Origin of the sequence: Serratia fonticola, from assembly GCF_001006005.1 — a bacterium.
GTDB lineage: Bacteria > Pseudomonadota > Gammaproteobacteria > Enterobacterales > Enterobacteriaceae > Chania > Chania fonticola.
Genome location: NZ_CP011254.1, coordinates 5,049,411 through 5,063,478, shown reverse-complemented (window position 1 = coordinate 5,063,478; position 14,068 = coordinate 5,049,411). Strand labels below are relative to the sequence as shown.

Below are 14,068 nucleotides of genomic sequence, written 5' to 3'. Positions count from 1 at the left end.
ATTTTGCTACTTGAATTCATTGATGGTAAAGATAATAATTATCATTGTTATTAGTATTTATTATCTAACAACATCAGAGCACCGTGACCTCTGTACGCCAAACTGGCCAGCGTTGCCGGCGCGGTACGTTTTCGGTGCAATTTCAATAGATCCCATGGGGAATACAGGTATGCCTGCGTTTTTTCCTGCCAGTCGTTCTTATCTTTACTGCTCGCTAGCGATTTTCCTGCCATTGACCTCTTTTGCTGAAGATACCCTCGTGGTCACGGCCAAACCCGCCGATACGGCGGAAACGGCAACGCATGGCTATGAGGCCAGCACCAGCCAGGGGGCCACTAAAACGGATCGGCCCCTGGTGCTCACCGCGCAATCCGTCTCAGTCGTAACACGCCAACAGATGAGCGACCAAGGGGCTTTGACGGTTAACGATGCGCTGAAATATACCCCAGGCGTTTTCACTAACTTTTCTGGTGGCGCGACGCGTTACGATACTATCGCTCTGCGCGGTTTCCACGGTGGCGACGTCAATAACACCTTCCTGAACGGCCTGCGCCTGCTTAGCGACGGCGGCAGTTATAACGCTTTGCAGATCGACCCTTGGTTCCTGGAACGCATTGACGTGATTAAGGGCCCGTCTTCCGTGATGTATGGGCAAAGTATCCCTGGTGGGTTAGTGGCGATGACCAGCAAACGGCCGCAGTTTGCCACTGAAAACCACGTTAATGTCATGGCCGGCAACAACAATACCAAAGGCGGTGCGTTTGATTCGACTGGGGCATTGAACGAGCAGTGGGCATACCGTTTGACCGGTATTACCCGCAGCAGCGACACCATGTATGACCATCAGCGTGAAGAGCGCTATGCGATTTCGCCTTCGTTGCTGTGGCAACCGGATGAAAATACCTCATTATTGTTGCAGGCCAATCTGCAAAAAGATCCTTCCGGTGGCTACCACAGCGCGGTGCCGTCAGACGGCAGCATTTATACCACCAGTGGGGACAAACTGGGCCGGGGATTTTTTGACGGCGAAAGCAGCCGCAATGTGTTCAAACGTTGGCAGCAAATCTACAGTTATGACTTCTCGCATAGTTTTAACGACGTCTGGTCATTCCGTCAAAACGCCAGCTACACCCACTCCAACGTAGAGCTGGAGCAGGTTTACCAGATTGGCTGGAACGCCGACCGCAGCGAGTTGAACCGTTGGTACAGCGGCTCCAATACGTCGTTGGATGCTTATGCCGTGGATAACCAACTGGCGGCGGAGTTCGCGACTGGTGCGCTGGAACACAAGGTGATGCTGGGGCTGGATTATCAACGTTTTACCAATAACCTGTGGGAAGAGTCTGGTTCGGCCACGCCGTTGAACCCGTTCACCGGCGTTTCCGGCGGGCCAGATATCACTATTCTCAGTCACACCGACTCTAAACGGCGTTATGAGCAGACCGGCGTCTATCTGCAGGACGAAGTCAGCCTCTACAACTGGTATCTCAACCTTTCCGGGCGTGTTGACCGTTTGGAAACCAAGAATACCGTGCTGAATACCGATTCTACCGATGCCCGTACTGACGACCACTTTACGGGCCGAGCCTCTTTGCTGTACCACTTTGACAGCGGTTTCTCGCCGTATATGAGTTACAGCTCCGCGGTGACGCCAGCGGTCCTGGCCGATAAAGAGGGGCATCTGCTTAAACCCACCACCAGCGAGCAATATGAGGCCGGGCTGAAGTATCAGCCTCCAGGCAGTAGCTCGATCTACAGCATTGCCCTCTACGATCTGACGCAGAATGACGTAGCCAACCGCGTGGTGAAGGACAGTTACTATGTGCCTGCCGGTAAGGTACATTCACAAGGGATTGAGCTGGAGGCTCGTAGCCAGGTGAGCGAGCGCCTGAATGTCATTGCCGGTTACAGCTACAACAAAGTGAAATTCAAGGATGCCGTTGACGGTAACGATGGCAATACGCCATACCTGGCGCCTAATCAGATGGCTTCTTTATGGGGGCAATACAAGGCGGGGCTGGGTATCAATCTGGGGGCTGGCGTGCGTTATATTGGCAAACAGTGGGCGGATAATGAGAATACCCTGCGCATTCCTTCGGTCACGCTGCTGGATGCTTCGGTGCGCATGGATCTGGACAGCGTAAAACCGTCGTTAAAAGGGGCTTATGTGCAGCTGAACGCCAATAACCTGACGGACCGGGAATATGTTGCTGGCTGCTATGGCACTGGCTACTGCTATTGGGGAGCGGGGCGTTCAGTTATCGCTACCGTGGGGTATAACTTTTAACGGCTAAACCGTACTCATCCCGCTGAACGTGAGCGGGATGAGGCGCTAAAACAGCGAAAACAACAGCACTACGGGTAGGCTGAGTGGCCAGGTCAGGCCGATGATCAGCGCACTAAGCAGGCGGATGGGGAGGGTATCGCGGCTGACCAGAAAAGTGACAATCATCGAAACCAACAGGCCAATAAAATAAACGTATTGCGTGACTTCCCACAGCGATAACATGAAAACCATCCCGGTAATTTTTACCGCTCATTCTAGGCGGCTCCCCACAAGTAATCAATGTGTTAATGCGGTGTAAAAGGGCGGAAAGGGCGGCTTGTCGCACGGCTGAAAGAGCGCCTTATCGAAATTAATTATAAATAGCCCTTGCTAATAACTCTGGGTTATGAGTAAATAGCGTCATCGGTTTGAAGTACAGACCTTATGAAAGCAGTTTTAGTAAAGTAGTTCTCAGTATTAGCGATATCCGACAGATACCTCTTCTTCCGCGAATTTCCTTCTAGTGCCCCCATAAGTTTCCACTGAATTGCAGACCTCATTCGCCATTATGGCGGCCTAAAAAAACAATGAAGGAAGTATCTATGTCTAATAAAATGACTGGTTTAGTAAAATGGTTTGACGCTGGTAAAGGTTTTGGTTTCATTTCTCCTGCTGATGGCAGCAAAGACGTGTTCGTACACTTCTCTGCAATCCAGGGTAATGATTACAAGACGCTTGATGAAGGCCAGCAGGTTGAATTCAGCATCGAAAATGGCGCCAAAGGCCCATCAGCAGTTAACGTTACAGCAATGTAATGTGACTGGGTAGTGTGGTTGAAACTTGCAATAGCGATGATGGTGTAGACCGGAGCAGACAAGCGATATCGACACTACCACATCAATCCCGGCCTGGTGCCGGGGTTGCATATATCCTCCTAGCCATGAGGGTAGACAGAAAAGCCAATTTCACCAAAGTTTGCTTTTCTGTTGTGAAAAGGCCGTGCTTAGGCTGTGCAATGCTGGAGTGTTCGATGGACGCTTGCACCGCATCATGACAGCCGGGAAAGTGACCGGCACTACTTTTAACCCTGGCGTTTACGCCGGGGTTTTTTACATCCATTTTCCCGCTCGAAAAATATTTTCTGATTACTGCATCCAATATTCTCGTTCACTACGTATATGGCTATGTGAGGACATCTTCCCACATCACCCTTCGAGGATATGACCATGAAAAAGCTTCTCTGTACTGCCCTGTGTTCATCACTGTTGTTCAGTAGCGTCTCAATGGCTGCCATGATGTCCGATACGGTAATGGTAGGCGGTGCCGCCATGTACCCCAGCAAAAATATTGTCGAGAATGCCCTCAACTCCAAAGATCACACCACGCTGGTTGCTGCGGTGAAGGCCGCAGGTTTGGTTGATACTCTGCAAGGCGCTGGCCCGTTTACGGTGTTTGCTCCGACCAATGAAGCCTTTGCCAAACTGCCTGCCGGAACGGTCGATACCTTGCTCAAACCTGAAAATAAGGCGGCACTGACCGGAGTGCTGACCTACCATGTGGTTGCTGGCCGCTATGATATGAAACAGCTGGAGAAGAAAATCAAGGAAGGGCACGGCACGGCCGAGCTGAAAACGGTCAATGGCCAACCTCTGTGGATTATGAATAATGGCCCCCACAATATTCAGCTCAAAGATGGCCAAGGTCATATTGCCAACATCAGCACCTATGATGTCTATCAGAAAAATGGCGTGATCAACGTTATCGACAGCGTTCTGTTGCCAAAATAAATCCCGTCTATACTAGGTGCAGGCTGCCAAAAGGCTGCCCGCACCTTGATAGGACAGGACATGACCAAAGCACTTCCTGAACAACATGTCGAATTGATGCAAGCCGTTGCGCTTGGCGACCGCAACGCGTTTGAACAGCTTTATCGACAGACGTCGCCCCGCTTGTTTGACGTTGCTCTGCGTTTACTGCGTCGCCAATCCTGGGCTGAAGAGGTGCTGCATGAAAGCTTTATCAGCGTGTGGAATCGCGCTGCCAGCTATGACCCCAATCTCAGCTCCCCATTGACCTGGCTGACGCACATTGTGCGCAATAAGGCTATTGATTGGCTGCGCGGTGCTGGTGGCCGGGCGGGGCAAACGGAAGAGGAGTGGCTGGATGACTTGGGGGCGAGCGCGGAAGAACCTGTCAGTCACTTGCTGCTGGGTGAGGAGGCTGAAAAACTGGCCGAGTGCCTGAACCATCTGAACGTTGAACAACGGCAGAGCATTGTGTTGGCTTACTACCAAGGTATGTCTCATGGCGAGGTTTCGGCACATTTGCAACAACCGCTTGGCACGATCAAAAGCTGGATCCGCCGGGCGTTGGATCATTTGAAAAACTGTGTGGGCCTATGAAAAGCAAAGGTGAGTATGACTCGGCTTTAGCAGCGGAATATGCCTTGGGCACGTTGCGCGGGCCCGCACGGTTGCACTTTGAACGGCGTATCCAGCGGGAACCGACGCTGGCCGCCTTGGTTGCACGTTGGCAAACGCTGCTGGCTCCGTTGGATCTGGCATTGACCCCGGTATTGCCACCGGAACGCGTGTGGAAGAAGATCCAACTTGGTTTGCCCATTGAGGCCACGCCACGACGTAAACGCTGGGACTATCTTGGCTGGGCGCTGGCTGCCGGTTTGGCCGCATTGTTGCTGGTGCCGCGTTTTATCACCCAGCCGCAGGATTTTGCTCCGGCAGTGGTGCTCAATGCAGGTCAGCAGGGCAGTGGGCAATGGATTGTCAGCATGGACAGTGGCAAACGCCATCTGAGACTAACCCCGCTTAACCCGCAAACGTTAGCCGTAGCCAATAGCCTGCAACTGTGGGCGATCTCGCCGGGTGAAAAGCCGCGTTCCTTAGGATTGGTTGCTGCAGAGAAGCCGACCGAGCTGGCAGTGAACTCGATGGCGCTGGCGCAGGGCATGACCATTGCCATCAGCCTGGAGCCAGCGGGTGGCTCACATACAGGGCTCCCTACCGGCCCGGTGCTTTACAGCGGCCAGTTAACTTCACTGTGATCTGATTGATATTATTGCTGATGATTTTCCCCCGACGGTGACGATAATCCTATTTACGACCATACTAAAGTTATCAAAAATCGTTACAGGTGACTTTATGATATGGATCGAGCAAGGGCTGTACTTGAGAGTGGTGCAGATGGACAATGCGCCCAAGCCTTATCCGTTGGATAGCGGATTTAGCCCGCATACTGCCTATCGTGCGCTAGGAATGTACAATCCTTCGGAAACCGCCGATGCTTATTTTATCCTCTCGAACGACCGGGATGAGATCTGGTTTATCTGCAACCGCCATCTTAGGACGGTGGGCCTGTTCCCCGATATCCGCGATTTTAGATATTTGTTGTGACTTGGCAACAATCCTCGCAAGCAACCTAGCCATTGAGTGATACGCCACATCTGCCAGCAATAAGTTGAGTTATCCAATGCAAAAATCTCGCTTCGGGGGGATTTTTTCATTGCTAATGCTGACTTCACTATCGGCAGAGAGCGAGTTGTGACATGGCTGGTACAACCCCTTCGAATATCCCGAATCTTTCCTCCTTGAGATACTGTTCATCCAAACAGGTATTTGGATTCGTTCAGGGGTATCTCAAATGCAGACAAGTATACAAAGTGCTGGCGGTCGCTCTCTTCATTGGAGATTTACCAAGGATCACAAGCTGCGGGGCTTGGTGAATCGCCAGCCTGCCGAGTGTGGGGTATTTCTATCATGAGCCTGGCAGGGTTGATCCAGTTTTCCAAAGGCCATTGGCCGCTACTGATGATCTTAGGCTTCGCTGCCCTGTTGTTTGGCATGAGTCAGCGTATTGATGCGTTGAATGCCGACATAGGCCTGTACCAGAAAGATAACGAGGAGTTGGGCAGGGCATTGAATGGAAGAGACGAAACCATCAATGCGCTGAAAGGTGCCGCGGATGCCGACCGTCGTGCTACTGAACAACAGCTCAAGATTGAACAGCAAAAGAGAGTAAAGGCCGATGATGAAAATAAAACGCTACGCAAAGCGCTGGAGGATAACGACTGCGGTCATCAGCGGTTGCCTGCTGATGCTCTCGATATCCTGCGCGGAGCAACCAAAACCGGTGCCACCAGCTCCGCAACTGATCTACGTGTATCCGCCAGCGGTATTGCTACAGAAGTGTGAGAAGACACCATTTATCGGGGAGACTTTCGGGGATGCCGTCATAGCTTTACAGGTGAGCCAGAGTGAGCTTGATATCTGCGCTTCACGGGTCGAAGCGTTGATTAAGTGGCAATGTTGCTGAATTTATAGCGGTTGCGGCTGGCTGGCGAGTATGTCGCGCCCCTATGAGCTAAAACGGCCAGCTAACTTTCGTTGCTGGCCGTTTTCTATTAGATCACGCCGTTTGCTTGTGGAAGAGTTCCCTGAACACCGGATAGATATCATCCGGCTCGCGGATATGCTGCATGGCAAAGTTTTCAAACGTCGCCTGCAGATGCTCATATTCACGCCACAGCGTCTGGTGAGCACGGCGGGTAATTTCGATATAGCTGTAGTAACGCACCATCGGCAGAATGTTTTTTGACAACAGTTCATGGCACAGTGGTGAATCATCAGCCCAGTTATCCCCGTCCGAAGCCTGAGCGGCATAGATATTCCACTGTGCAGGATCGTAACGCTCTTCGACCACTTCGTTCATCAGCTTCAGGGCGCTGGAAACGATGGTGCCGCCGGTTTCCTGTGAGTAGAAGAACTCCTGCTCATCCACTTCTTTTGCCTGGGTATGGTGACGGATATAGACCACCTCAACGTTCTTATAGGTTCGGCTGAGGAACAGATACAGCAGAATATAAAAGCGTTTGGCCATGTCTTTGGTTGCCTGATCCATCGAGCCAGAGACGTCCATCAGGCAGAACATAACCGCCTGGCTGGAGGGTTCAGGCCGACGTTCGTAGTTCTTGTAGCGCAGGTCGAAGGTGTCGATAAACGGCACGCTGTCGATTTTCTTGCGCAACTCGGCAATCTCCTTACGCATGCGTTCTTCTTCCAGCAGTTGCACCGGTTCGGTGTTTTCCAACTGGGCAAGGCTGTCTTCAAGCTCATGCAAAGCGCGCCGCTTACCAGCGGTCATGGCGGTTCGACGTGCCAGTGAGTTTTGCAGCGAACGCACCACGCTGATATTGGCCGGTACGCCATTGGCGGTGTAGCCAGCACGATGGGTTTTGTATTCGGTCAACTGCTTGTACTGATTTTTCTTCAGGTTAGGCAGCGCCAGATCCTCGAACAACAGGTCGAGATACTCATCTTTGGAGATCTGGAAGACAAATTCATCCTGGCCATCTCCATCCTGGCTGGCATTGCCTTGGCCGCCACCACCACCGCCGCCGCCTTGTGGACGTTCAACGCGGTCATTTTGTACGAAGTGATCGTTACCGGGATGAACGCGATGGCGTTTACCGCCGCGCCCTTGATGGAACATTGGCTCGTTGATATCGCCACCGGGGATCGATACCGATTCCCCGCTGTCCACGTCGGTGACCGAACGCTTGTTGATGGCTTCGGCAATCGACTGTTTGATTTGCGACTTATAGCGACGCAAGAAGCGCTGGCGGTTCACCATGCTCTTGTTTTTGCCATTCAGCCGTCGGTCAATGAAATACGCCATACATCCCCCAAACAACGTTGCCAACTTTCTCTACCTTGGGTCTTTCAGGCTGTAGCCGCCAGGCTACAACCCGAAATCCCCAGGTATAGGCTATCTATGACGTCAGCGGTCGTCGGTTTATGAAGATTTTCTCACCCGCAGATACCATTCGCACAGTAGGCGAACCTGCTTGCGGGTGTAGCCTTTCTCCATCATCCGGTCGACGAAGTCATCGTGTTTTTTCTGCTCATCCGTTGAGGTTTTAGCATTAAAGGAAATGACTGGCAGCAGCTCTTCAGTGTTCGAGAACATTTTCTTCTCGATAACCGTACGCAGCTTCTCGTAACTGGTCCAGTTCGGGTTCCGGCCGCTGTTATTGGCACGGGCACGCAGGACAAAGTTGACGATTTCGTTGCGGAAATCTTTCGGGTTGCTGATACCCGCAGGCTTCTCGATTTTCTCCAGTTCAGCGTTCAATGACTCACGGTCAAACAGCTGTCCGGTATCTGGATCACGGTACTCCTGATCCTGGATCCAGAAGTCTGCATAGGTCACGTAGCGGTCAAAAATGTTCTGACCGTATTCCGAGTAGGATTCCAGATAGGCGGTCTGGATCTCTTTGCCGATAAACTCGGCGTATTTCGGGATCAGGTAGCCTTTCAGGTGCTCCAGGTATTTCTCCGCCAGATCCTGCGGGAACTGCTCACGCTCGATCTGCTGTTCCAGGATATAGAACAGGTGTACCGGGTTAGCCGCGACTTCGGCATGGTCAAAGTTGAACACCCGAGACAGAATTTTGAAGGCGAAACGGGTCGAGAGGCCGTTCATACCTTCATCCACACCGGCATAGTCACGATACTCCTGATACGACTTGGCCTTCGGATCGGTGTCTTTCAGGCTTTCACCATCGTAGACACGCATCTTCGAATAGATGCTGGAGTTGTCTGGCTCTTTCATACGCGACAGCACGGTAAAGCGAGCCAGCGTTTCCAACGTGCCAGGGGCGCAAGGCGCATGGGTCAGTTCGCTGTTATCCAGCAGTTTGTCGTAGATTTTAATCTCTTCCGACACCCGCAGGCAGTAAGGCACCTTGACGATGTAAACACGGTCGAGGAAGGCCTCGTTATTTTTGTTGTTGCGGAAGGTCACCCATTCCGATTCGTTAGAGTGCGCCAGGATAATACCGCTGAACGGCAGGGCAGAAATCCCCTCGGTACCGTTGTAGTTACCTTCCTGGGTGGCGGTCAACAGAGGATGTAGCACCTTGATTGGCGCTTTGAACATCTCCACGAACTCCATGATCCCCTGGTTGGCGCGGCACAGTGCGCCGGAGTAGCCATAGGCATCCGGATCGTTCTGCGCATGGTTTTCCAACTTGCGGATATCCACTTTACCCACCAACGCAGAAATATCCTGGTTGTTTTCGTCGCCCGGTTCGGTTTTGGCGATGGCAATTTGTTCAAGTATTGAAGGACGTACCTTCACCACTTTGAATTTGGTAATGTCCCCGCCGAACTCATGCAGGCGTTTAGCGGCCCACGGCGACATAATGGTGCCAAGATAGCGCGTCGGGATGTTGTATTCTTTTTCCAGAATAGTGGCATCCTCCTGCGGGTTGAACAGGCACAGCGGATGGTCATTGACCGGGCTGCGCTCGCCGTTGGCGCTCAGGGTGTAAATCGGCACACGCTGCATTAAGGCTTTCAGCCGTTCTGCCAGCGAGGATTTACCGCCACCCACCGGGCCCAACAGATAAAGGATTTGTTTCTTCTCCTCGAGGCCCTGGGCAGCGTGTTTCAGGTAAGAAACTATCTGTTCGATAGCTTCTTCCATGCCATAGAACTCCTCGAATGCCGGATAGCGTGCGATCACGCGGTTGGAGAACAGGCGAGACATACGCGACTCAAGCGCGGTATCGATCATAACTGGTTCACCGATAGCCATGAGTAGACGTTCTGCCGCATTGGCATAGGCACTGCGATCTTGCCGGCAGATGGAAAGAAATTCCTGCAGTGTGAACTCTTCGTCCTTGGCAGCTTCGTAGCGCTGGCGATAGTGGTCAAATATGTTCATGGCGATGCCCGTCCTTTCGTTATTAGCACAGGTTAAAAAAGGAGCTGGTGTTGGTATTCTGGCTCCCGAAAGCGTGAAGCTATGACTGAGTACAGCAACCCGTATGCCAACTTGGTGCGCTTATTCTCGCGAGTTGCGCTGTATTGCCACTGGGCTCAGCCTAAATTCACCTTCTGATTTTAAGCTTAGTTGCATACTGGAAAATTTCCTGCAAGAGAAAGGGTCTTTTTTAAGTCATTTCAATGACTCAGTTATGGCGAGCGGCGGCAAATGCCTTGTCTGGCGCGGGTTGCAGCAAAAAACGTCATCTTTTTGCCATCAATAATTCATCTTTGGGTTCTAAGTTATTCGATCTTGGTTGTTTTCTATTGTAAAGATCCGGCAGGCTGGTCGGTTTTCACATAAACTATAGCGGTTAATTACATCTTGTTATTTATGGAAAAAACCAGTGAAGATATCTAAACTCAAAACGCTAGCAATTATCGCTTCCGCAATGGTTTGTGCGCACAGTGCTCAGGCAGGAAGCTGGTCACTCGGTGCTTCAGCGCTGGTCAGCCCCGACCCTTATCGTGGTTATCAGGATCGTGTCTATCCCGTTCCTATCATCAATTACGATGGCGATGATTTTTACTTCCATACGCTGTTGGCTGGTTACAACCTGTGGAAAGATCAGCAAAATCAGCTGAGCCTGATCGCCTATTACTCGCCGTTGCACTATAAGCCAGGCGACAGTGACGACGACCGCATGAAGCAGTTGGACAAGCGCCGTAGCACCATGATGGCCGGTGTGGCCTTTACACATAATGCCGAGTGGGGAACGATCCGTACGGCCTTCTCTGGCGATACGCTGAACAACAGTAACGGCCTGGTGGGCGATATCGCCTATCTCTATAAGTTCCAGGTGGACTCCTGGAGCTTTGCTCCTGGCATCGGGGTAAACTGGAACAGCTCAAACCAGAACCAATACTACTATGGCATCAATGGTGATGAGTCCCGCCGTAGTACCTTCAACACCTATAAGCCGAGCGATAGCTGGTCGCCATACGTCGAGTTGACCACCAACTATAATATCAACGCTAACTGGAATGCCTTCTTCACGGGCCGTTATTTGCGCCTGGACAGCGAAGTTAAAGACAGCCCAATGGTTGATAAATCTTATACCGGCATGCTGTGGACGGGTGTGACTTACACCTTCTAAGCGTACGGAGCATTATCTTGGTGCAGTGAGTGCATCGAAAAGGGGCGGAAACGCTCCTTTTGCACATCTGTGGTGCGGTGGATGATCAAGAGAGGAGGGGCGAAGTTGGATTCGCCCCAGTTTGATCAGCTATTTTTTATGCTGCGGATTTTCATCGCCAAGCGGGCAGGTTGCTCCCCAGAGGCGATCAGCGGCTTGCTTACGCGCCCGGTTTCCACACAGACCATGGTTTTGTAACCGTCGTTTGGCATGTCGGCCATGCTGCAGGAAAGCTCGACACCTGGGTTCCAGGCGATCACATCACTCATATAGTGATGATTGACCTCGATGGTGCGTTGCAACACCGGGTCCTTGATCAGGCTGCAAGGCGTAGCCTGGGTGTAGACGCGATCGGTTTGCCCTGTAAACTCCAGCTCGCCAACCTGACGAGCCTCGATCCCCTTCGCCACCTTATCGATATAATGCTCGCCTAAACCGGCAACTTTCACCTTGTCGATGTCGCCGATCTGGAAATAGCTGTGCAGAGCAGCGGTAGCCTGGTAGTCACCGTGTGATTCCAGCTCCATCTCACACTCTTCACCCAGCTTGAAGCGGGCGATCAGGGTGAAAGCATGTGGCCACAATTTGCGGGTTTGTTCGTTGTCTTGCAGCGTGAAGGTCAGGATCACGCCGTTTTCATCTTCATCGTGCGCGGTAAGCTGCCACGGCTGATTACGGGCAAAGCCGTGGGATGGGCTACCTGCCGGGCCAAACCACGGCCAGCAGATCGGTACGCCGCCGCGGATCGCCACGCCGTTTTTGAATGGCGTATTGTTGCTCAGCCAAAGCACCGGTTTATCACCGCTTGGCTGCCAGGCCAGCAGATGGGCCCCTTGCAGAGTAATGGCCGCACGGACTTTGGGGTGAGAAACCACCACCACTGGCAGTTCGTCCAGTTGGCGTTGGCTGATAAAAGGGGTGATTTGTTCGCTAACGGGTAGGGTGAAGATTTTTTCGTTCATGTTGTTGCCTTCTTTTCGCCGCAAAAACAAATAAAAAGGGCGACACTAGTGTCGCCCTTGATAATCAACTGCGCATCAAGCCATTACTTGGAGATGTGAGCGATCAGGTCCAGTACTTTGTTTGAGTAGCCAGTTTCGTTATCGTACCAAGAAACCAGTTTCACAAAGGTGTCGCTCAGCGCGATACCGGCTTTAGCATCGAACACAGAAGTCAGTTTCTCGCCGTTGAAATCGGTAGAAACCACTTCGTCTTCGGTGTAGCCCAGCACGCCTTTCAGCTCGCCTTCTGAAGCAGCTTTGATAGCAGCACAGATTTCTTTGTAAGAAGCTGGTTTTGCCAGACGGGCAGTCAGGTCAACCACAGACACGTTCGGAGTAGGAACGCGGAACGCCATACCGGTCAGTTTGCCGTTCAGTTCTGGGATGACTTTACCTACTGCTTTAGCAGCACCGGTAGAAGAAGGGATGATGTTCTGGGATGCGCCGCGGCCGCCGCGCCAGTCTTTGTGAGACGGGCCATCAACGGTTTTCTGAGTTGCGGTAGTAGCATGCACGGTGGTCATCAGAGCTTCAACGATGCCGAACTTGTCGTTGATTACTTTAGCCAGTGGTGCCAGGCAGTTGGTGGTACAAGAAGCGTTGGAAACGATTTCTTGGCCAGCGTAAGACTTGTGGTTCACGCCCATAACGAACATAGGGGTGTCATCTTTAGATGGGCCAGTCAGAACAACTTTCTTAGCACCTGCAGCGATGTGTTTACGTGCAGTTTCGTCAGTCAGGAACAGGCCAGTTGCTTCAGCAACGATGTCAACGTTGACTTCGTTCCACTTCAGGTTAGCCGGATCTCTTTCTGAGGTACAACGGATGGTTTTGCCGTTAACAACCAGGTGGCCGTCTTTAACTTCTACAGTACCGTCGAAACGGCCATGAGTAGAGTCATACTTCAGCATGTAAGCCATGTACTCTGCGTCTAACAGGTCGTTGATTGCAACGATTTCGATGTCAGAACGTTCCTGAGCAGCACGGAAAACAATGCGACCGATACGGCCAAAACCGTTGATACCTACTTTGATAGTCATATATTCCACCAGCTATTTGTTAGTGAATAAAAGGTTGGTTGTAAAATTACAAAAACCTTACCGAGCGTCAAGCGGAATCGTGTCAATTCTTGCTGCAAGTCAAACCAGAGGCCCGGTTTTGCACACAAATCGCACATTCCATTTACGTTTGTCCTCCCATCCATATGGGGGCAAACCGCCAAGTATAAAGTCAGTACGTGCAAGATATGTGATCAAAGTCACATATGGCGGCAGCGTAACCTTTATGCCGTACAGTTTAGGCTAAAAAGCCCTGCAGCGTTGTTAATTTTTTGTTATTATTACTCATTGTTTTCGTTGACATTATCCACATTGCGGGAATAGCACAAATGGCTAAAGAGATAACCCCTAAGACACCGCTCACGGAACTGAATGAAATCCAACGTTATGTGACGCAAGAGCGTGGCACCGAAGCCCCCTATAGCGGTAAATTACTGCATAACCAGCGTGAGGGCGTGTACCATTGCCTGTGCTGTAACGCGCCATTGTTCTTCTCCGCCAGCAAGTTTGATTCTGGCTGCGGCTGGCCCAGCTTCTATCAACCGGTTTCGGACGATGCTATTCGTTATCTTGATGATAATTCACATAATATGCATAGAGTCGAGATCCGCTGTGGCAGCTGCGACGCGCATTTGGGACACGTGTTTCCCGATGGTCCGCAGCCGACTGGCGAACGCTACTGTGTCAACTCCGCGTCACTGAATTTCACCGACGACGAGAATGGCGAGCAAACGGCAGGTTAAGCTGTAACTAAACCAACAAA

The 14,068-nt window shown here is 51.6% G+C and carries 15 protein-coding genes; 10 read left to right on the top strand and 5 right to left on the bottom strand.

Annotated features, from left to right (window positions below; translation table 11 throughout):
* Positions 1-169: 169 nt before the first annotated feature.
* Positions 170-2,287 carry a TonB-dependent siderophore receptor gene (locus WN53_RS22425; protein ID WP_024485402.1) on the top strand — a complete coding sequence of 706 codons (2,118 nt, stop codon included), beginning with the start codon at positions 170-172 and terminating at the stop codon, positions 2,285-2,287.
* A 45-nt stretch (positions 2,288-2,332) separates the two neighbouring features.
* Here WN53_RS22425 and WN53_RS27695 read toward each other — a convergent pair whose 3' ends face one another.
* Entirely contained in the window at positions 2,333-2,509 is a 177-nt protein-coding gene (locus WN53_RS27695) for a GhoT/OrtT family toxin (protein ID WP_021181193.1), read from the bottom strand.
* 359 nt (positions 2,510-2,868) lie between these two features.
* Here WN53_RS27695 and cspE point away from each other — a divergent pair, with 359 nt between their 5' ends.
* The 7 genes from cspE to lysC all read left to right on the top strand — a co-directional run bounded on the left by cspE (position 2,869) and on the right by lysC (position 6,595).
* Positions 2,869-3,081, top strand: a complete 213-nt coding sequence (cspE, locus tag WN53_RS22415) for a transcription antiterminator/RNA stability regulator CspE (RefSeq protein WP_024485401.1) — start codon at positions 2,869-2,871, stop codon at positions 3,079-3,081.
* Positions 3,082-3,492: 411 nt separating this feature from the next.
* Positions 3,493-4,053, top strand: coding sequence for a fasciclin domain-containing protein (locus WN53_RS22410; RefSeq protein WP_021181194.1), 561 nt, complete (start codon positions 3,493-3,495; stop codon positions 4,051-4,053).
* A gap of 60 nt (positions 4,054-4,113) precedes the next feature.
* Positions 4,114-4,668, top strand: a complete 555-nt coding sequence (locus WN53_RS22405) for a sigma-70 family RNA polymerase sigma factor (RefSeq protein WP_024485399.1) — start codon at positions 4,114-4,116, stop codon at positions 4,666-4,668.
* Complete coding sequence (locus tag WN53_RS22400) at positions 4,665-5,327, top strand: anti-sigma factor (protein WP_024485398.1); 663 nt, start codon at positions 4,665-4,667, stop codon at positions 5,325-5,327. Before WN53_RS22405 ends, WN53_RS22400 begins: the two co-directional genes overlap by 4 nt.
* Before the next feature lie 97 nt (positions 5,328-5,424).
* Positions 5,425-5,676: a hypothetical protein gene (locus WN53_RS22395; RefSeq protein ID WP_024485397.1), complete on the top strand. Its 252-nt coding sequence runs from the start codon at positions 5,425-5,427 to the stop codon at positions 5,674-5,676.
* 363 nt (positions 5,677-6,039) lie between these two features.
* Positions 6,040-6,474 (top strand): DUF2570 family protein, encoded by a 435-nt coding sequence (locus WN53_RS22390; protein ID WP_024485396.1) that lies wholly within the window; start codon positions 6,040-6,042, stop codon positions 6,472-6,474.
* Positions 6,377-6,595 (top strand): Rz1-like lysis system protein LysC, encoded by a 219-nt coding sequence (gene lysC / locus WN53_RS29175; protein ID WP_071784983.1) that lies wholly within the window; start codon positions 6,377-6,379, stop codon positions 6,593-6,595. The genes WN53_RS22390 and lysC overlap by 98 nt, the downstream gene beginning before the upstream one ends.
* 93 nt (positions 6,596-6,688) lie before the next feature.
* Here the strand turns inward: lysC and WN53_RS22385 are convergent, their stop codons facing one another.
* Together WN53_RS22385 and yeaG are read right to left on the bottom strand one after the other, a co-directional pair.
* Positions 6,689-7,957: a YeaH/YhbH family protein gene (locus WN53_RS22385; RefSeq protein ID WP_024485395.1), complete on the bottom strand. Its 1,269-nt coding sequence runs from the start codon at positions 7,955-7,957 to the stop codon at positions 6,689-6,691.
* A gap of 117 nt (positions 7,958-8,074) precedes the next feature.
* Complete coding sequence (yeaG, locus tag WN53_RS22380) at positions 8,075-10,009, bottom strand: protein kinase YeaG (RefSeq protein ID WP_024485394.1); 1,935 nt, start codon at positions 10,007-10,009, stop codon at positions 8,075-8,077.
* A gap of 493 nt (positions 10,010-10,502) precedes the next feature.
* Here yeaG and WN53_RS22375 point away from each other — a divergent pair, with 493 nt between their 5' ends.
* On the top strand, positions 10,503-11,207 hold the full coding sequence (locus WN53_RS22375; RefSeq protein WP_037412700.1) for a MipA/OmpV family protein: 705 nt from the start codon (positions 10,503-10,505) through the stop codon (positions 11,205-11,207).
* A 125-nt stretch (positions 11,208-11,332) separates the two neighbouring features.
* Here WN53_RS22375 and WN53_RS22370 read toward each other — a convergent pair whose 3' ends face one another.
* The gene (locus tag WN53_RS22370; RefSeq protein ID WP_046808300.1) at positions 11,333-12,208 is read right to left on the bottom strand and encodes a D-hexose-6-phosphate mutarotase; all 876 of its coding nucleotides are present in this window, start codon (positions 12,206-12,208) and stop codon (positions 11,333-11,335) included.
* A gap of 83 nt (positions 12,209-12,291) precedes the next feature.
* Entirely contained in the window at positions 12,292-13,287 is a 996-nt protein-coding gene (gene gapA / locus WN53_RS22365) for a glyceraldehyde-3-phosphate dehydrogenase (protein ID WP_029987603.1), read from the bottom strand.
* A 347-nt stretch (positions 13,288-13,634) separates the two neighbouring features.
* Here gapA and msrB point away from each other — a divergent pair, with 347 nt between their 5' ends.
* Complete coding sequence (gene msrB, locus WN53_RS22360; RefSeq protein ID WP_024485390.1) at positions 13,635-14,048, top strand: peptide-methionine (R)-S-oxide reductase MsrB; 414 nt, start codon at positions 13,635-13,637, stop codon at positions 14,046-14,048.
* Positions 14,049-14,068: the final 20 nt, after the last annotated feature.